Raw genomic sequence first — 17,442 nt, 5'->3', positions numbered from 1 at the left:
ATGTGGGAGCTGGCTTGCCAGCGAGTTTTGGGGAGGCCCGAAAATCTCGCTGGCAAGCCAGCTCCCACCGGTCGTCTATTACAGCCCGTCCAGCATCGCCTTGTTACGCACCGCGCCCTTGTCGGCGCTGGTCGCCAGCAGGGCGTAGGCCTTCAGCGCGGTGGTCACCTTGCGTGGGCGGACTTCGGCGGGCTTCCAGCCTTTCTTGTCCTGTTCCACGCGGCGTGCCGCCAGTTCTTCATCGCTGACCAGCAGGTTGATCGAACGGTTCGGAATGTCGATCAGCACCTTGTCGCCGTCCTGCACCAGGCCGATGGCGCCGCCCGCCGCTGCTTCCGGCGAGGCGTGGCCGATGGACAGGCCCGAGGTACCACCCGAGAAGCGACCGTCGGTCAGCAGGGCGCAGGCCTTGCCCAGGCCCTTGGACTTCAGGTACGAGGTGGGGTACAGCATTTCCTGCATGCCCGGGCCGCCTTTCGGGCCTTCGTAGCGGATGATGACGATGTCGCCTTCCTTCACTTCGTCGGCGAGGATGCCGCGCACGGCGCTGTCCTGGCTTTCGAAGATCTTGGCGTTGCCTTCGAACACATGGATGGACTCATCCACGCCGGCGGTCTTCACCACGCAGCCGTCCAGGGCGATGTTGCCGTACAGCACGGCCAGGCCGCCTTCTTGCGAATAGGCGTGCTCGAAGCTGCGGATGCAGCCGTTCTCGCGGTCGTCGTCCAGGGTTTCCCAGCGGGTCGACTGGCTGAAGGCGGTCTGGGTCGGGATGCCGGCCGGGCCTGCCTTGAAGAAGTGGTGCACCGCTTCGTCGTTGGTCTGGGTGATGTCCCACTTGGCGATGGCTTCTTCCATGCTGCGGCTGTGCACGGTCGGCAGGTCGGTGTGCAGCAGGCCGCCACGGGCCAGCGAACCGAGGATGCTGAAGATGCCGCCGGCGCGGTGCACGTCTTCCATGTGGTACTTCTGGATGTTCGGCGCCACTTTGCACAGCTGCGGCACCACGCGGGACAGGCGGTCGATATCGCGCAGGTCGAACGCCAGCTCGGCTTCCTGGGCGGCGGCCAGCAGGTGCAGGATGGTGTTGGTCGAACCGCCCATGGCGATGTCCAGCATCATGGCGTTCTCGAACGCCTTGAAGTTGGCGATGTTGCGCGGCAGCACCGACTCGTCGTTCTCGCCGTAGTAGCGCTGGCACAGCTCGACGATGGTGCGGCCGGCCTGCAGGAACAGCTGCTCGCGGTCGCTGTGGGTGGCCAGGGTCGAACCGTTGCCCGGCAGGGCCAGGCCCAGGGCTTCGGTCAGGCAGTTCATGGAGTTGGCGGTGAACATGCCCGAGCACGAACCGCAGGTAGGGCAGGCGCTACGCTCGTACTCGGCGACTTTCTCGTCAGAAGCGCTGGAGTCGGCGGCGATGACCATGGCGTCTACCAGGTCCAGGCCGTGGCTGGCGAGCTTGGTCTTGCCGGCTTCCATCGGGCCGCCGGAGACGAAGATCACCGGGATGTTCAGGCGCAGGGCGGCCATCAGCATGCCGGGGGTGATCTTGTCGCAGTTGGAGATGCAGACAATGGCGTCGGCGCAGTGGGCGTTGACCATGTATTCCACGGAGTCGGCGATGATCTCGCGGCTCGGCAGCGAATACAGCATGCCGTCATGGCCCATGGCGATGCCGTCGTCGACGGCGATGGTGTTGAATTCCTTGGCCACGCCACCGGCGCGTTCGATCTCGCGGGCTACCAGCTGGCCCAGGTCCTTCAGGTGCACGTGGCCCGGGACGAACTGGGTGAACGAGTTGGCGATGGCGATGATCGGCTTCTTGAAGTCGGCGTCCTTCATCCCCGTGGCGCGCCACAGGGCGCGGGCGCCGGCCATGTTGCGGCCGTGGGTGGACGTTTTCGAGCGATAGTCAGGCATGGAGCACTCCGGGCGGCTAATCAGGTATCAGTAAGGGAGTGAGCTTCTCTTGTCCTTTGCAGCGGCGACAGGTAGCTGCCACTGCGGATGAGGTCGGTGACGCTGCAGGATCGCTGCGCGCTCGACCGGAGCTCATAAACCCGCCGGGGGATGATTGGCGATGAATAGCTCGATTCTACACCGCTGGCGGCCGGATGGAATGCCAGGAACGACCACGTGCGTCTGGCCGGCGATTTGTAGGACGTTTCTGATTTTGCCGGAAGGGGTATTTAAGCCTTGCCTACATGGTTACTATCCCCGCGCCGCATGTGCGGCTGACGAGAAATAACCCCCATGGACCACCCCAGTTTAAGTTCCTTCGAGAACCACATTCTGGCCCCGACCGCAGCGGCGGCGGGCCTGCCTGTGAGCTGACGCGTCCGCTCGCCAGGCAGCCCTGCGCCGCTGACTGGAGAGCAACACATGACTACCCTGAACTACGAAATCGATTCGCAACGCAGCCGTGCCCAACTGGAGCGCGACGACCTGCGCAAGCTGGCCACCTACCCCGAGGACAGCGCCGGCGCGCTGATGACTAGCGGCTATTCCACCGTGGGCGTGCACCTCAGTGCCGCCGAGGCCATCGACAGCCTGCGCCGCGAGGCGGCCGACGCCGACACCATCTACCAGACCTACGTGCTCGACGAGCAGCGCTGCCTGCTGGGCACCCTGTCCCTGCGCGAACTGATCCTGGCTGCGCCGCAGATGCGGGTGGGCGACCTGATGATCACCCCGGTGATCAGCGCCCGGGTCGATGCCGACCAGGAAGAGGTGGCGCGCCTGATCCGCCATCACGACCTGCTGGCCCTGCCCATCGTCAACGGCGACGGCGCGTTGGTAGGCATCGTCAGCTGTGACGACGCTATCGACGTGGTGGTGGAAGAGGCCACCGAGGACTTCCACAAGGGCGCGCTGATCGGCAAGCACCTGGGCAACATCGCCACCGCCTCGGTGGGCGTGCTGTACCGCAAGCGCGTGCTGTGGCTGGTACTGCTGGTGTTCGGCAACCTGTTCTCCGGCGCCGGCATCGCGGCGTTCGAAGACGTCATCGCCGCCAACATCGTGCTGGTGTTCTTCCTGCCCCTGCTGGTGGACAGCGGCGGCAACGCCGGCGCGCAATCGGCCACCTTGATGGTGCGCGCCCTGGCGACAGGCGACGTGGTCATGCGCGACTGGCTGCGCCTGCTGTGGCGCGAATGTTCCGTGGCGCTGTTCCTGGGCGTCACCATGGCCGTGGCCGTGGCCCTGCTGGGCGCTATCCGCGGCGGCTGGGACATTTCATTGATCGTTGCCAGCAGCATGCTGGTCATCGTGCTGATCGGCAGCCTCATCGGCATGAGCCTGCCGTTCATGTTCAGCCGCCTGCGCATGGACCCGGCGGTGGCCAGCGGCCCGCTGATCACCTCCATCGCCGATGCGGCGGGGGTGTTGGTGTACTTCGGTATTGCTTCGATGGTGCTGGATCTCTGAAACCCACCCCGCGTAGCCGCTGCCGCAGGCAGCGGCTACGCCTTGGCTTTCAGCCGGCTCGAGGAATGCTGAATCAGCCAGATCCGCAGGCCAAGCCCCAGTGACACGCATAACAGGGCGATGCTTTGGATATTCATGTACCACGCCACATCCACAACTTGCGGTGTTATGAGATAGACCACGGGGATCAGTGTCGAGAAGATCATGACATTGACCGCTATCTGAGGGGTCAAAGTGTCCCCTGCACCGCGCAGGTGCCCCATTGCAAGCGAGAGCAATCCGTTGCTGAAAAGGAACAGCAGAAGGGTAATGAATAGTGTGCCTGAGGGGACCAGCACTGATCCTCCCACAAACTCCAGCAGCCATTCACCCAGCAGTACGCCCACACTGGCAAAGATCAGTGTGATCAGGCAGAGCCACGACAACCCCATCCAGTATGAATGGTGCCTATCAAGGAGCGTCTTGCTGATGTACAGGCTGTGTGCCTGGCCCAATGCGACGTAAGGCAGCAAGAGCAAGCCGGACAGGGTCATGAACACTGACAACTGGGATACCAGGTTGGTGTCCAGCACCGCCATGCGCTCATTGAGCAGATAGAAATAGAGCTTTTGTCCAGCCAGGCCAATCGCGACCGGCAACCCGAGCTTGAACAGGATGGCAGTGGTCCTGGCGTTGTACCGGGGCGCTATGGAGAGCCCGCGTGCGCTGGAAAAAATAATTAGCGTCAGAAACGTGATCAGTTCGATGACCACGAAATAGCTCATGCCGATCGCAAGTAGGTGTTCCTCGCCATAAATCCAGGCCGGAATAAGGAATGCGATGCCGGCGCACGTCGCGAAGGTTTTCGTTTTTGCACATGCGGCAGCATTGCCCGCGCCCTCATGAAATAAATGCAGAAACGTATTGATGACCGCCATCGGGATACAGGCGGTATAGATGAGCGCCAGGTAGGTGATGGTATAGGGGCAGAGCGTCTGCGCTCCGGGAAACCAGGAGATCATGCTGGCCAACGCTATTGACAGCAGGGTCGCTGTCGCTGCGATGGTGCATGAAAGGAACAGCCCGGCGCTGAATGTTGCCTGTGATGAATGCTTGTCTTGAGAGGGTGCCGCGATTACGTTCCCTGCGGCGGAGAGACACATGGAAGTAATGGCCGAAATGATGGAGAACAGTGCCAGCGTATAAGCAAAAATTGCCAGCCCATCGCTGTCGTTGCGGGCCAGGATTGAAAATACCAGACTTACACCAATGATCGGCACTGTGCGGCTGACGAGGATGGGGGCATAGTTTTTTTTGAGGTGTTCGTTGTAGCTCATTGGTTCAAGACCAGATTGAGATCATACGGTCTCCGAATTCGTGCTCGTACAATTTTTGCATCTGCGCAAGAGCGATCGCCAGGTGTTGTAACAGTGCAGATAGTAGGAGGATTTATGGAGGTGTCAATACGCGGAAAGTCTCTGCTGCAATTTTTAGTTGCTTGGGAAAAGTCCTACATATTTTTATTTTGAAGTTTGGCGAGATAGAGATTTTTGGTTTTTATTTCACGCTCCTGTTGTCTCGTTTTGATGTTTGATTGCCTCCACTTTGTTTTTGGAAAGTGGCCTGGCCCAGCCACTTTAATGCCTCGGTCCAGCGCGAGGTTTTAGGGCCGGTAGCATGCTCAATTCAAGTGGATGCTGGCTTGAACAGCCTATGGGTCCCTACGAGCCCTGCCACGCAAAGCCCTAAAAACACTACTCCCAGGATGAATTCAAAATCGGCCGCCACCAGGCTGATCGCCGCGCTGCCTAAACCCCCTGCCACCAACACCAGCGTGTTCAACACCGACGCCGACGCCCCCGCGCTGGCCGGCACCAGCTCCATGGCGCGGGAGGTGGCGGCCGGGCGGGCGATGGTGGTGCCGGCGGTGCAGATCATCATCGGCAACAGCACGGTCGCCACGCTGCGTTCGGTGGCCAGGCCCAGCACCAGCATGGCCAGGCCTGCAGCGCCGATCAGCAACAACCCGGTGAACAGCTGGTGGCGGTGGCTGACGCTGCGGCTCATGCGGCTGGCCAACAGGCCGCCCAGCACATAGGCCGCGCCGTAGCCGAGCAGGGTCAGGCCGAATTCGAGCTGTGACAGTTGGAAGTAGTCGAGGAAGATCAACGGCGAGATGGCAATAAAGCTGAAGTGGCAGGTAAAGGCGATTGCAGCAATCAATGAGAAGCCCATGAAAGCCGGGTTGAGGAACAACTCGCTGTAGGTTGCCAGCAAGCTTTGGCTTTTTCGAACGGCGCCACGGGCGGGCGGCAGGATGCGCATGGCCTGTATCAGCACGCCCAGGGCGATCAGCGTGAACACATGGAAGCTGGCCTGCCAGCCGAACAGATGCTGCAGCAACGCCCCCGCCAAGGGCGAAAGTGAAATCAGCACGCCGCTGGCGCTGGTGACCAGGATGCGTGCGCGTTCCCGCTCGCGGCCTTCGAACAGATCCTGCACCAGTGCATTGAGCAGCACGAAGCAGCCGCAGCCGATGGCTTGCACCGCGCGGAACGCTATGAAGCTGGCGAAGGTGTCGGCGTTCGCGCAGCCAATCGCGCCGATGATGGAAATCCCCAGCCCCAGGATCAGCAGCCCCTTGCGGCCAACCCGGTCAGACAGTGGACCGAGCAAGAACTGCGACACGGCAACCCCGATGGCGAACACGCTGATGGACAGGGCGATGTCGTGGGTGGGGGTGGCGAAATGAGCAGACAGCGCGGGGAAGGAGGGCAGGACGACGTCGAGGGGGAAGACGGCGAGCAGAACCATGGCCAGCAGCAGTGCCATGACGGAGTGTTTGTGCGGAGCAGACATGAGCCAAGCCTTTTTGACAACGAAGGCTACTCGCATCCAAATCGTGGTCAATAGCGGCTAGATCACGAAATTTCCCAAGTTTTTGTAGGAATAATCGTAGCCGCTACCGCAGGCTGCGCTAGCCCTGTGCCTCGCTAGACATCTCCAGTGAATGCGAGGGCCAGCGCAGCCTGCGGCAGCGGCTACGCGGCATTTCTCATCGCTGAGCAGGCATCAGCTATTCGGCAGCAACCGGCAGGTAATGCTCTTGATGTAGCGGGTTTCCGGGATGGCCGGGTGTACCGGGTGGTCCGGGCCCTGGCCGCCGCGTTCCAGCAGCTGGATGTTGCGGTCCAGGTGGCGGGCGCTGGTCAGCAGGATGTTCTGCAGGTCGTCTTCAGGCAGGTGCATGGAGCACGAGGCGCTGACCAGGATGCCGTCCTTGCTGAGCAGGCGCATGGCCTGTTCGTTCAGGCGGCGGTAGGCGCCTTCGCCGTTTTTCAGGTCTTTTTTGCGCTTGATGAAGGCGGGCGGGTCGGCGACGATCACGTCGAAGCGCTCTTCGGAGGCCTTCAGTTGCTTCAGGGCTTCGAACACGTCGCCTTCGACGCAGGTGACCTTCTCGGCGAAGCCGTTGAGGGCGGCGTTGCGCTCAACACCGTCCAGGGCGAAGCCCGAGGCGTCGACGCAGAACACTTCGCTGGCGCCGAAGGCACCGGCCTGCACGCCCCAGCCACCGATGTAGCTGAACAGGTCGAGCACGCGCTTGCCCTTGACGTACGGGGCCAGGCGGGCGCGGTTCATGCGGTGGTCGTAGAACCAGCCGGTCTTCTGGCCTTCCATGACCGGGGCCTGGAATTTCACGCCGTTTTCTTCCAGGTCGACCCACTCCGGCACCACGCCGAAAGCGGTTTCCACGTAGCGTTCCAGGCCTTCGGCGTCACGGGCAGCCGAGTCGTTCTTGAACAGGATGCCGCTGGGCTTGATGACCTGGATCAGCGCGGCCATGACGTCGGCCTTGTGCTGTTCCATGGTGGCCGAGGCCAGCTGTACCACCAGAATGTCGCCGAAACGGTCGACAACCAGGCCCGGCAGCAGGTCGGAATCGCCGTACACCAGGCGGTAGAACGGCTTGTCGAACAGGCGCTCGCGCAGCGACAGGCAGACGTTCAGGCGGTGCACCAGCAGCGACTTGTCCAGCGGCAGCTTGGCGTCGCGCGACAGCAGGCGGGCGCAGATCAGGTTGTTGGGGCTCATGGCGACGATGCCCAGCGGCTTGCCACCGGCGGCTTCGAGCACGGCCTGGTCGCCGGCCTTGAAACCATGCAGGGGCGTGGCGGCTACGTCGATCTCGTTGCTGTAGACCCACAGGTGACCGGCGCGCAGGCGGCGGTCGGCATTGGCTTTGAGGCGAAGGCTGGGCAGGGACATGAAGTCGCTCCGGGGAAAAAAGAGCGGGAGTATAGCGTGAACGCAAATGGCAGGCTTGCCGGCTTGACGAATAGCTTCTGCGTCGCTCTGTGGGAGCTGGCTTGCCAGCGAGCTGTTGAGGTCCGAGAAGCTCGCTGGCAAGCCAGCTCCCACAAGGACAGTGATTTTCACGGGGTATCGGTTTTGATACGTGAAAGGTAGTGGCCACTTGTCATGAATCATATCGCTAGCGGTTGTGCCGTCGCCCCTCGCAGGGGTTAAAATCGCGCCTCAGTCCAGAGTGTGTACTTATGTCCCAAGAGCTTTCAGAAGAACAGATCCAGCAGGCCTTGCAGGGGATCAGTGTGCCGCCTCAACCGCAGATCATGGTAGATCTGCAGATGGAGCAGTACATGCCCGACCCGGACCTGGAAGTGATTGCTCGTCTGATAGCGCAGGACCCGGGCCTGTCGGGGGCGCTGCTGAAAATCGTCAACTCGCCGTACTACGGGCTGTCGAACAAGATCGCCTCCATCCAGCGCGCGGTGAACCTGCTGGGCAGCCGCTCCATCATCAACCTGATCAACGCCCAGTCGATCAAGGGCGAGATGAGCGACGAAACCATCGTCACCCTCAACCGTTTCTGGGACACCGCCCAGGACGTGGCCATGACCTGCCTGACGCTGGCCAAGCGCATCGGCTCCCAGGCGGTGGACGAGGCCTATGCCCTGGGCCTGTTCCACGACTGCGGCATCCCGCTGATGCTCAAGCGTTTCCCCGACTACATGAGCACCCTGGAGCGCGCCTACGCCAACGCCGGCCCCGGGCTGCGCGTGGTGGACACCGAAAACCAGGCCTACAACACCAACCACTCGGTGGTGGGCTACTACACCGCCAAGTCCTGGCGCCTGCCCGAGCACCTGGGCAATGCCATCGCCAACCATCACAATGCCCTGGCGATCTTCAGCGATGACTCCAACCAGAACAGCCAGTTGAAAAACCTGCTGGCGATCCTGAAGATGGCCGAACACATCTGCTCGTCGCATCGGGTGCTGGGCAACCAGAACGAAGACCACGAGTGGAACACCATCAGCCATCTGGTGCTCGATTACGTCGGCCTGTCGGACTACGACTTCGAGAACCTGAAGGAATCCATCCGCGAGCTGGGCGCGCGCTGACGCTTCCCGCCGCTCTGCAACGAGCCTTCCATGCCTGAATTGCCTGAAGTCGAAACGACCCGCCGGGGCATCGCGCCCCACCTTGAAGGGCAGCGCGTGAGCCGCGTGATCGTGCGCGATCGCCGCCTGCGCTGGCCGATCCCCGAAGATCTGGACACGCGGTTGTCGGGGCAGAAGATCATCGGCGTCGAGCGGCGGGCCAAATACCTGCTGATCAACGCCGAGGTCGGCACGTTGATCAGCCACCTGGGCATGTCCGGCAACCTGCGCCTGGTGGAAGTGGGGCTGCCGGCGCTCAAGCATGAGCACGTGGACATCGAGCTGGAGTCGGGCCTGGCGCTGCGCTACACCGACCCGCGGCGCTTCGGCGCCATGCTCTGGAGCCTGGACCCGCTCAACCACGAGTTGCTGGTGCGCCTGGGGCCGGAGCCGCTGACCGCGCTGTTCGACGGCGAGCGGCTGTTCCAGCTGTCGCGCGGCAAAAGCATGGCGGTGAAGCCGTTCATCATGGACAACGCCGTGGTGGTGGGGGTGGGCAACATCTACGCCACCGAAGCGCTGTTCGCCGCTGGTATCGACCCGCGCCGCGAGGCGGGTGGCATTTCTCGGGCGCGCTACCTGAAGCTGGCCATCGAGATCAAGCGCATCCTGGCCATGGCCATCGAGCGCGGCGGCACCACCTTGCGCGACTTCATCGGCGGCGACGGCCAGCCGGGCTACTTCCAGCAGGAGCTGTTCGTCTACGGGCGCGGCGGCGAGATGTGCAAGGTGTGCGGCAGCACCCTGCGCGAGGTGAAGCTGGGCCAGCGCGCCAGCGTGTACTGCCCGCGCTGCCAGAAGTAAGCGGTTACGCGCCGGGCCTGACAACCCGGCAGACGCTGATATAGTGAAGAATCAAGTAGCCGCAAACGCCCGCAAAAGGACTGTGCCATGAATTGCTTCCGTACCCTGTCCCTCGTACTGATGCTGTGCCTGGGCCTGCAGGCCTTGCCCAGCCTGGCCGACGAACTGCAGGAAAGCAGTGGCAGCGGCGACCCGGTGTACCAGGTGCAGAGCCCGCCCGCTTTTTCGATGATCGCCGACCTGGTCATTGCCCGGCCCTTGCTGATTGCGGCCACGGCCATCGGTGCGGCGGTGTTCGTGGTGTCACTGCCGTTCACCGCCCTGGGCGGCAACGTCAAGGACGCCGGCAAGGCGCTGGTGGTTGACCCCGGCAAGGCGGCGTTCGTGCGGTGCCTGGGCTGCACCGGCGACGGCTACGGCAAGCGCCAGTAACCGCCGCGCCGGTCACGGGTTGGCCGGCATCACCTCGGAAACACCCACGCCGCGCGGGTCGCTGGCGGCTTCCACCTTGCCATTATCCTTATGCCACAGCAGCACCTGCTGGTTGCCGTAGGCGCGGCCGGCCTGCTTGAGGCTGTAGCCGCGGCCCTGCAGCTCGGCCAGTTGGGCAGCGCTGAACGCACCCGGCTCGTACTCCACCACGTCCGGCAGGTACTGGTGATGGTAGCGCGGCACGGCTGGCCAGGTTGGCACCGGCTGGCCATCCAGGTACTGCAGCATCGCCAGCAGCACCATGCTCGGGATACGACTGCCGCCCGGCGTGCCAAAGGCGGCAAAATCCGTCGGGCTTTCGATGAAGCTGGGGCTCATGCTCGACAGCGGGCGCTTGCCCGGCGCCACGGCGTTGGCCTGGCTGCCGGCCAGCCCGTAGGCATTGCTGCCGTGGGGGTCGGCGGCGAAGTCGTCCATCTCGTCGTTGAGCACCACGCCAGTGCCGGCGGCGGTGAAGGCGGCGCCGAACGGCAGGTTCACCGACAGCGTGGCGGCCACGGCGTTGCCCTGGTTGTCGAGCACGGCAAAATGGGTGGTGTGCTCGCCCTCGCGCCAGGCCGGGGCGGGCGGCAGGTCGGCGCTGGGCGTGGCTTGCTGCGGGGCGATGCTGGCGGCCAGGCTTTTCAGGTAGGCGGGGGCCAGCAGCGCCTGGGTCGGGTTGTTGACGAAATCCGGGTCGCCCAGCTGGCTGCGGTCACGGTAGGCGCGGCGCAGGGCTTCCACCACGTAATGCACGCGCTGCACCGGCTCGGCCTGGCGCCACGGCACCTGCTGCAGGATGGCCAGGGACTGGGCCAGGGCGATGCCACCGGCCGAAGGCGGCGGTGCGCTGATCAGCTCGCGCTGGTCGGCCAGGGCAAAGCGCAGCGGCGCGCGGCTGGCCACCTGGTAGTCGGCCAGGTCCTTCAGGGTCCAGATGCCGCCGCCCGCCTGCACCGCCTTGACCAGCGCCTGGGCGGTGGCGCCGGCGTAGTAGCCATCGCGGCCCTGTTCGGCGATGCGGGTGAGGGTTTGCCCCAGCTCGGGTTGGCGCAGCACTTCGCCGACGGCCGGTACCTCGCCATCGCGCAGGAACAGGCGCGCGGTTTCCGGGTCGTCGCGCATGGCCGCCAGGCGCGCGGTGGCCCAGGCGCGGTACACGCGGTCCACGGCAAAGCCCTTGTTGGCCAGGCGGATGGCCGGCGCCAGGGAGTCCTTCAGCGGCAGCTTGCCGTAATGCCCGGCCAGTTCCACCAGCGCCGCGGGCAGGCCGGGGATGCCGCTGGCCAGTGCGCCGGTGGTGGACAGCCCCGGTTGTTCCTTGCCGTCGCGCAGGTACATGTCGGCGCGGGCCGCAAGCGGTGCTTTCTCCCGGGCATCCAGGAAGCGATAGGTGGCCGGGGTGCCGGCCTGGCGCAGCAGGAAGTAGCCGCCACCGCCCAGCCCGGAGGCGTAGGGCTCCACGACCGCCAGGGCGGCACTGATGGCAATGGCGGCATCGAAGGCGTTGCCGCCCTCGGCGAGAATCTTCTGCCCGGCGGCGGTAGCCTGCGGGTGAGGGCTGGCGATGGCCGCCGCAGCCGGCAGCGGCTGGGCGTGGGCCAGGGCGGAGCAGCACAGCAGCAACGCGCCGAACAGCAGTGAGCGGGTGTTCGGCATGGGCGGCTCCTCCTTGAGCGGCAAGATCAGGCTTTGCCGGTGATCTTGCGGTATTTCTCCATCAACTGTTCTTCTGTTTCCGGGTGGGCTTCATCCAGGGGGATGCAGTCGACCGGACACACCTGCTGGCACTGCGGTTCGTCGTAGTGGCCGACGCACTGGGTGCACAGGTTCGGGTCGATCACGTAGATCTCCTCGCCTTGGGAAATCGCCGCGTTCGGGCACTCGGGTTCGCAGACGTCGCAGTTGATGCAATCGTCGGTGATGATCAGGGACATGGGTACTCCGGCCGGGGCCTTGGCCCGGGCATATGAACACTAATGTGCGCAATTGTGCCGCATAAGCGCGCGCAGTGCACGCTTATGCAAGGCGGCCGGCACTGGCTATTTCTTGAAGCGCAGGGTTAGCGCCTCGGCCACGGCCGGGTGCACGAACTTGGTGATATCGCCGCCCAATGCCGCTATTTCCCGGACCAGGGTCGAGGAAATGAACGAATAACGCTCCGACGGGGTAAGGAACAGGCTCTCGACGTCGGGCGCCAGCTGGCGGTTCATGTTGGCCAGCTGGAACTCGTACTCGAAGTCCGAGACCGCACGCAGGCCGCGCAGGAACACGTTGGCACCCTGCTCCTTGGCGAAGTGCGCCAGCAGGGTAGAGAAGCCGACCACCTCGACGTTGGGCAGATGCTTGGTGACCTCGCGCGCCAGCTCGACCCGTTGTTCCAGGGGGAACAGCGGGTTTTTCTTGGGGCTCGCGGCCACGGCTATGACCACGTGGTCGAACAGGCGCGAGGCGCGTTCGACCAGATCGCCGTGACCCTTGGTGATGGGGTCGAAGGTACCTGGGTACAACACTCGGTTCATCGCGTCGTCCTGGCGGGAATCCGTTGGGGACTGGGATGGTATCGCAGCATTCCCGGCCGGCCAAGTCGGCGTGCAGGGTATATCGGACTATAGACAGGTTTGCCGTTCGCTGATTGCTAGCTGGAAATCTGTCCTCGTTTGCTGCCGCAGGCGCTGTGGCGGCGCCCGGCCAGGGCCGGCTTCTACCGCGGTTTCCGTAGCAGCGGCCGCAGGCCGCGTCCAAAGCACTGTGCTTTTACCGGCACACCGCGGTGAATCCGGACGCAGCCTGCGGCAGCTGCTACGGGGGCTCTGGCTTCAGGCGCTGGGCGAGCAGGGTGCTCAGCTGCGCGCTCAGGCCGTACACCGACAGCTGCGGGTTGGCGCCAATGCTGGTGGGGAACAGCGAGCCGTCGTGGATCGACAGGTTCTCCAGCTGGTGGTGCCGGCCCAGGCTGTCAGTGACCGCGCGGCCCGGATCTTCGCCCATGGCGCAGCCGCCCATGACGTGGGCGCTGCCCAGGCGGGTGCGGAACAGCTCCAGGGGCAACCCGGCGATCATCTGGCGGGCCTGGTCGAGGGTTTTCGCCGGGCGGGCGTCGTTGTGCAGCGGCAGCACGCTTTGCGCGCCGGCGGCGAACTGGATCTCGGCCATGCTCAGGAAGGCCCGGCGCACGCCGTCCCAGGCGTAGTCGGAAACCCGGTAGTCGAGCACCGGCGAGCCATCGTCGCGCAGCTCCACGCTGCCGCCCTGGCTGTCGGGGTGGAAGCCGTCGCGCAGCAGCGCCAGCATCATGTGGGTGTGGGGCAGCTGCGCCATGCGCGCGGCGTTTTCCTCACCGAAGCCGCCCAGCAGGGTGCTGGCCAGGGCCGGTTGCAGGGGCGGCACTTCGAGCTTGTAGGCCATGGGCCCGGTGGTGCCGTCGAGCCACTGGAAATGGTCGGAATAGATCGACTGGGGCGCGCCGTAGAACGGGTTGATCACCTGTTCGAACAGCCCGGCGGAGAAATTCACCAGGTGCAGGAAGGTGCGCTTGCCCAGCCGGTCGTGAGGGTCGGGGGCCTTGGAGCGCAGCAGCAGGGCCGGGCTGTTGATGCCGCCGCCGGCCAGCAGGTAGTGACGGGCCTTGAGGGTGATGGTGGTGCCGGTGGGCGCCACGCAGCGCTCATCCATGGCCAGGCATTGCAGGCCGGTTACCCGCGTGCCGTCGATCAGCAGGCGCTGGGCTCGGGTCAGGTAGAGCAGCTCGGCACCCTTGTCGAGGGCGGCCGGGATGGTTGTCACCAGCATCGACTGCTTTGCGTTGGTGGGGCAACCCATGCCGCAATAGCCCAGGTTCCAGCAGCCGCGCACGTTGCGCGGGATGACTTTCCAGCTGTAGCCCAGGGCTTCGCAGCCGCGGCTGATGACCTCGTTGTTGGCGTTGGGCGGGATCAGCCAGGGCGCCACGCCCAGGCGTTGTTCCATGCGCTCGAACCAGGGCGCCATGTCATCCACGCCATGGCCCTTCACCCCGTGCTCGCTGGCCCAGTGCGCGAGGGTCTGGGGTGGCGTGCGAAAGCTCGACGTCCAGTTCACCAGGGTAGTGCCGCCCACCGCGCGGCCCTGGAGGATGGTGATGGCGCCGTCCTTGCTCATGCGGCCGATGCCTTCCTGGTAGAGGCTGGCGTAGGCCTGGGGCTCGATCATCTTGAAGTCGCTGCTGGTCTTGAGCGGGCCTTCCTCGACGATCAGCACCTTGAGCCCGGCGGCGCTGAGGATCTCGGCAGCGGTGCCGCCACCGGCACCGCTGCCGATGATGACCACGTCGGCTTCAAGCGTCAGGTCCTGCTGCAGGCGTGAGCCGTCATGGGTTTTCCAGCCGCGGGCCATGCCGTCGCGGAACAGATCGGGTACAGGCATCACAGGCTCTCTTATTGTTGTTTTTCAGACGGTGGGTGGCCCTGGGTAGCCGCAGTGGGCCCAGGCTTGCGGGCGGCCGTACCAGGCCATCAGCACCAGTTGTAGCAAGGACGCGTGCCCCTGGCGCAGCAGGTTCAGGCTGCTGCCTTGCCAGCGTTGCAGGAACGCCTCGATCTGCTCGGAACTGGCCTGCTGCCAGCTGCCCCACACCCCGGTCAGCGGGCCGCGGGTAACGGGTAGGGTGAGTACGTCGAACAGTTGCTGGGTGAGCTTGAGCATGGGCGCGGACAGGTGGTCGAGGCTGCTGTCCAGGCCTTGCAGCGTCTGTTCCACGGCGGCCGGCATGGCGTCGGTGCTGCCGGCCAGCATGACCGGCACCAGCGCCCGCAGGAACGCCAGGTCGCTGTCGCGCAGCACCGCGAAGCCGTTGGCCGGCGTGGCCTGGCTGCAGCCGCTGAGGCTGGCGCCCAGGCCAGCCACGGCGAGAAAAGCGCTCGCGCCCAGGCCCAGCTTGAGCACGGCGCGGCGGTCGAGGCTGTGCATGGCGGCGCCCTCAGCGAATAAACAGCTTGTACACCAGTTTCTGCAGGGTCTTGCCGTAGGGCGGGTAGATCACCCGGGCGGCGTTGAAGCGCTGCTTGACCAGCACGCCCTTGGCCTTGCTGAAGGTCAGGAAGCCCTCGTGGCCGTGATAGTGGCCCATGCCCGAGGGGCCGATGCCACCGAACGGCATGTCGTCCTGGGCCACGTGCAACAGGGTGTCGTTCAGGCAGGCGCCGCCGGAATGGGTGTGGGCCAATACGTGCTGTTGGGCGGCCTTGTCGTAGCCGAAGTAATACAGGGCCAGCGGGCGAGGGCGGGCGTTGACGTAGGCCAGGGCCTCGTCCAGCTCGCCGTAGGGCACGATGGGCAGCAGCGGGCCGAAGATTTCGTCCTGCATGACCGTCATGCCATCGTTGACGTTGAGCAGCACCTGCGGCGCCAGGCAGCGCCCCGCATCCGGTGTTTGCGGGTACAGCTCGACTACCCGCGCGCCCTTGCGCCGGGCGTCGTCGAGGTAATGGTTGAGCCGCGCCAGCTGGCGCTCGTTGATGATGTGGGTGTAGTCCGGGTTACCGTGCACCTGTGGATAAAAGCCCAGCACGGCCTGGCGGTAAGCGTCGACAAAGGCGTCCAGGCGCTCGGCCGGCACCAGCACGTAGTCGGGGGCAACGCAGGTCTGCCCGGCGTTCAGGGTCTTGCCGAAGGCGATACGCTCGGCGGCGTCCTTGAGGGGCACGTCGTGGCTGACGATGGCCGGCGACTTGCCGCCCAGTTCCAGGGTCACCGGGGTGAGGTTGTCGGCCGCGGCGCGCATCACCTGGCGGCCGACGCTGGTGGCACCGGTGAACAGCAGGTGGTCGAACGGCAGCCGTGAGAAGGCGATGCCCACGTCGGCCTCGCCCAGCACCACGCACACCAGGTCGCTGGGGAACACCCGTTCCAGCAGGCGCTTGAGCAGCAGGCCGGTGGCCGGGGTGGCCTCGCTGAGCTTGAGCATCACCCGGTTGCCCGCCGACAGCGCCCCCACCAGCGGCCCCACGGCGAGGAACAGCGGGTAGTTCCACGGCACGATCACCCCGACTACGCCGAGGGGCTGGTAGGCCACCTTGGCCGAAGCTGGCTGGAAAGCCACCCCGACCTTGCGCCGCGAGGCTTTCATCCAGCCCTTGAGGTGGCGGCTGGCATAGTGGATGCCTTGCAGGCTGGGCATCAGCTCGGCCAGCAGGGTCTCGTCGGCGCTGCGGTTGCCGAAGTCCTGGCGCAGGGCTTCGACCAACGCCTGCTGCTCGGCCACCAGCACCTCGCGCAGGCTCTTGAGCCATTGCCGGCGCTGGGCGGCAGGCGGCATGGGGTTGGCGGCGAAGGCCTGGCGCTGGGCCTGGAACAGGGGCTCCAGCAGGGCCAGGGCGTCTGGCGATGCTTGCAGTTGCGCGGACATGGCGTGGGCTCTCTGGTTAATTATTGTACTTTGTAGAGCTTATACTCTAACGACGTTAATCGTGCCTGAACATTCGGCGGGGGAATGTCGCGCCTGTTGTGGGAGCTGGCTTGCCAGCGAGCTGTTGAGGCCCAAAAGCTCGCTGGCAAGCCAGCTCCCACACTGGATCATGGCGCTACGTGTACACTGTGATCATTCATTCAAGACCATGGCCAGGGAATCGCACATGGCTGCCCGCCCCAAGACCCGTGACCGTATCGTCCAGCACAGCCTGGAGCTGTTCAACCAGCAGGGCGAGCGCAGTGTCAGTACCAACCACATCGCCGCGCACATGGAGATATCGCCCGGCAACCTGTACTACCACTTCGCCAACAAGCAGGAAATCATCAGCGAACTGTTCGACCAGTACCAGGCGCTGGTGGACGGTTTCCTGCGCCCGCCGGCCGGGCGCCTGCCCACGGTGGACGACAAGCGCTATTACCTGCGCGCGGTGCTGTCGGCCATGTGGAACTACCGCTTCCTGCACCGCGACCTGGAGCACCTGCTGGACAGCGACGCCGAACTGGCCGAGCGCTACCGGCGCTTCTCCCAGCGTTGCATGGTGCAGGCGCAGCTGATCTACAAGGGCTTCGTCGAGGCCGGGATCCTGGACATGAACCCCACCCAGATCGAGGTGGTGACCCTCAATGCCTGGATCATCCTCAGTTCGTGGGGGCGTTTTCTCAGCACCACGCGGGAAAACTCCGCGCGCATGAGCGAAGAAGCCATCAAGCGTGGTGTCTATCAAGTATTGATGCTGGAGTGGGGCTACGTCACCGCCGGTTACCGCGCGGCGGTCGACAGCCTGTTCCAGGAGTTCCACGTGTCGCTGAACCAGGCGCTGGAACCGTCGGACTAACCGTTAACTGT

The 17,442-nt window shown here is 64.6% G+C and carries 15 protein-coding genes; 5 read left to right on the top strand and 10 right to left on the bottom strand.

The genetic code is table 11. The features are described from left to right. Positions 1–78: 78 nt before the first annotated feature. Complete coding sequence (gene ilvD, locus RAM80_RS15650) at positions 79–1,920, bottom strand: dihydroxy-acid dehydratase (protein WP_416427386.1); 1,842 nt, start codon at positions 1,918–1,920, stop codon at positions 79–81. Between the two features lie 462 nt (positions 1,921–2,382). Between ilvD and mgtE the strand changes: the two genes are divergently transcribed. After that, complete coding sequence (gene mgtE / locus RAM80_RS15645) at positions 2,383–3,429, top strand: magnesium transporter (protein WP_416427385.1); 1,047 nt, start codon at positions 2,383–2,385, stop codon at positions 3,427–3,429. Positions 3,430–3,464: 35 nt separating this feature from the next. Here mgtE and RAM80_RS15640 read toward each other — a convergent pair whose 3' ends face one another. The 3 genes from RAM80_RS15640 to RAM80_RS15630 form a co-directional block, all read right to left on the bottom strand. Continuing rightward, positions 3,465–4,745, bottom strand: a complete 1,281-nt coding sequence (locus tag RAM80_RS15640) for a hypothetical protein (protein ID WP_416427384.1) — start codon at positions 4,743–4,745, stop codon at positions 3,465–3,467. A 349-nt stretch (positions 4,746–5,094) separates the two neighbouring features. Then, on the bottom strand, positions 5,095–6,303 hold the full coding sequence (locus tag RAM80_RS15635) for an MFS transporter (RefSeq protein WP_416427383.1): 1,209 nt from the start codon (positions 6,301–6,303) through the stop codon (positions 5,095–5,097). A 177-nt stretch (positions 6,304–6,480) separates the two neighbouring features. After that, positions 6,481–7,677 carry a class I SAM-dependent rRNA methyltransferase gene (locus tag RAM80_RS15630; protein ID WP_008364826.1) on the bottom strand — a complete coding sequence of 399 codons (1,197 nt, stop codon included), beginning with the start codon at positions 7,675–7,677 and terminating at the stop codon, positions 6,481–6,483. A 344-nt stretch (positions 7,678–8,021) separates the two neighbouring features. Between RAM80_RS15630 and RAM80_RS15625 the strand changes: the two genes are divergently transcribed. The 3 genes from RAM80_RS15625 to RAM80_RS15615 all read left to right on the top strand — a co-directional run bounded on the left by RAM80_RS15625 (position 8,022) and on the right by RAM80_RS15615 (position 10,109). After that, positions 8,022–8,834 carry an HDOD domain-containing protein gene (locus RAM80_RS15625; RefSeq protein ID WP_416427493.1) on the top strand — a complete coding sequence of 271 codons (813 nt, stop codon included), beginning with the start codon at positions 8,022–8,024 and terminating at the stop codon, positions 8,832–8,834. Positions 8,835–8,864: 30 nt separating this feature from the next. Beyond that, positions 8,865–9,677, top strand: coding sequence for a bifunctional DNA-formamidopyrimidine glycosylase/DNA-(apurinic or apyrimidinic site) lyase (mutM, locus tag RAM80_RS15620; RefSeq protein WP_416427382.1), 813 nt, complete (start codon positions 8,865–8,867; stop codon positions 9,675–9,677). A gap of 87 nt (positions 9,678–9,764) precedes the next feature. Next, positions 9,765–10,109, top strand: coding sequence for a multidrug transporter (locus tag RAM80_RS15615; RefSeq protein ID WP_416427380.1), 345 nt, complete (start codon positions 9,765–9,767; stop codon positions 10,107–10,109). A gap of 12 nt (positions 10,110–10,121) precedes the next feature. Here RAM80_RS15615 and ggt read toward each other — a convergent pair whose 3' ends face one another. The 6 genes from ggt to RAM80_RS15585 all read right to left on the bottom strand — a co-directional run bounded on the left by ggt (position 10,122) and on the right by RAM80_RS15585 (position 16,533). Continuing rightward, positions 10,122–11,807, bottom strand: a complete 1,686-nt coding sequence (gene ggt / locus RAM80_RS15610) for a gamma-glutamyltransferase (protein ID WP_416427379.1) — start codon at positions 11,805–11,807, stop codon at positions 10,122–10,124. Between the two features lie 26 nt (positions 11,808–11,833). After that, positions 11,834–12,085: a YfhL family 4Fe-4S dicluster ferredoxin gene (locus tag RAM80_RS15605; protein WP_003195146.1), complete on the bottom strand. Its 252-nt coding sequence runs from the start codon at positions 12,083–12,085 to the stop codon at positions 11,834–11,836. A gap of 105 nt (positions 12,086–12,190) precedes the next feature. Then, a complete protein-coding gene (gene coaD, locus RAM80_RS15600) occupies positions 12,191–12,670 on the bottom strand; it encodes a pantetheine-phosphate adenylyltransferase (RefSeq protein ID WP_416427378.1) in 480 nt (159 codons plus the stop codon). Between the two features lie 280 nt (positions 12,671–12,950). Then, entirely contained in the window at positions 12,951–14,552 is a 1,602-nt protein-coding gene (locus tag RAM80_RS15595; RefSeq protein WP_416427377.1) for a GMC family oxidoreductase N-terminal domain-containing protein, read from the bottom strand. Positions 14,553–14,576: 24 nt separating this feature from the next. Then, positions 14,577–15,095: a twin-arginine translocation pathway signal protein gene (locus RAM80_RS15590; protein WP_416427375.1), complete on the bottom strand. Its 519-nt coding sequence runs from the start codon at positions 15,093–15,095 to the stop codon at positions 14,577–14,579. Positions 15,096–15,105: 10 nt separating this feature from the next. Further along, the gene (locus RAM80_RS15585; RefSeq protein ID WP_416427374.1) at positions 15,106–16,533 is read right to left on the bottom strand and encodes a coniferyl aldehyde dehydrogenase; all 1,428 of its coding nucleotides are present in this window, start codon (positions 16,531–16,533) and stop codon (positions 15,106–15,108) included. 226 nt (positions 16,534–16,759) lie between these two features. On the opposite strand from RAM80_RS15585, the gene RAM80_RS15580 reads away from it, so the two are divergent. Continuing rightward, positions 16,760–17,431 carry a TetR/AcrR family transcriptional regulator gene (locus RAM80_RS15580; RefSeq protein ID WP_416427372.1) on the top strand — a complete coding sequence of 224 codons (672 nt, stop codon included), beginning with the start codon at positions 16,760–16,762 and terminating at the stop codon, positions 17,429–17,431. Positions 17,432–17,442: the final 11 nt, after the last annotated feature.

This window comes from Pseudomonas sp. App30 (assembly GCF_047947025.1).
Taxonomy (GTDB): domain Bacteria; phylum Pseudomonadota; class Gammaproteobacteria; order Pseudomonadales; family Pseudomonadaceae; genus Aquipseudomonas.
This window is presented reverse-complemented; position numbering and strand designations above follow the sequence as displayed.

Coding starts and splice junctions, on each gene's coding strand:
- RAM80_RS15590 (WP_416427375.1), bottom strand. CDS start 15,095: ATGCACAGCCTCGACCGCCGCGCCGTGCTCAAGCTGGGCCTGGGCGCG.
- RAM80_RS15630 (WP_008364826.1), bottom strand. CDS start 7,677: ATGTCCCTGCCCAGCCTTCGCCTCAAAGCCAATGCCGACCGCCGCCTG.
- RAM80_RS15640 (WP_416427384.1), bottom strand. CDS start 4,745: ATGAGCTACAACGAACACCTCAAAAAAAACTATGCCCCCATCCTCGTC.
- ggt (WP_416427379.1), bottom strand. CDS start 11,807: ATGCCGAACACCCGCTCACTGCTGTTCGGCGCGTTGCTGCTGTGCTGC.
- RAM80_RS15580 (WP_416427372.1), top strand. CDS start 16,760: ATGGCTGCCCGCCCCAAGACCCGTGACCGTATCGTCCAGCACAGCCTG.
- mgtE (WP_416427385.1), top strand. CDS start 2,383: ATGACTACCCTGAACTACGAAATCGATTCGCAACGCAGCCGTGCCCAA.
- ilvD (WP_416427386.1), bottom strand. CDS start 1,920: ATGCCTGACTATCGCTCGAAAACGTCCACCCACGGCCGCAACATGGCC.
- RAM80_RS15615 (WP_416427380.1), top strand. CDS start 9,765: ATGAATTGCTTCCGTACCCTGTCCCTCGTACTGATGCTGTGCCTGGGC.
- RAM80_RS15635 (WP_416427383.1), bottom strand. CDS start 6,303: ATGCGAGTAGCCTTCGTTGTCAAAAAGGCTTGGCTCATGTCTGCTCCG.
- RAM80_RS15585 (WP_416427374.1), bottom strand. CDS start 16,533: ATGTCCGCGCAACTGCAAGCATCGCCAGACGCCCTGGCCCTGCTGGAG.
- mutM (WP_416427382.1), top strand. CDS start 8,865: ATGCCTGAATTGCCTGAAGTCGAAACGACCCGCCGGGGCATCGCGCCC.
- coaD (WP_416427378.1), bottom strand. CDS start 12,670: ATGAACCGAGTGTTGTACCCAGGTACCTTCGACCCCATCACCAAGGGT.
- RAM80_RS15595 (WP_416427377.1), bottom strand. CDS start 14,552: ATGCCTGTACCCGATCTGTTCCGCGACGGCATGGCCCGCGGCTGGAAA.
- RAM80_RS15605 (WP_003195146.1), bottom strand. CDS start 12,085: ATGTCCCTGATCATCACCGACGATTGCATCAACTGCGACGTCTGCGAA.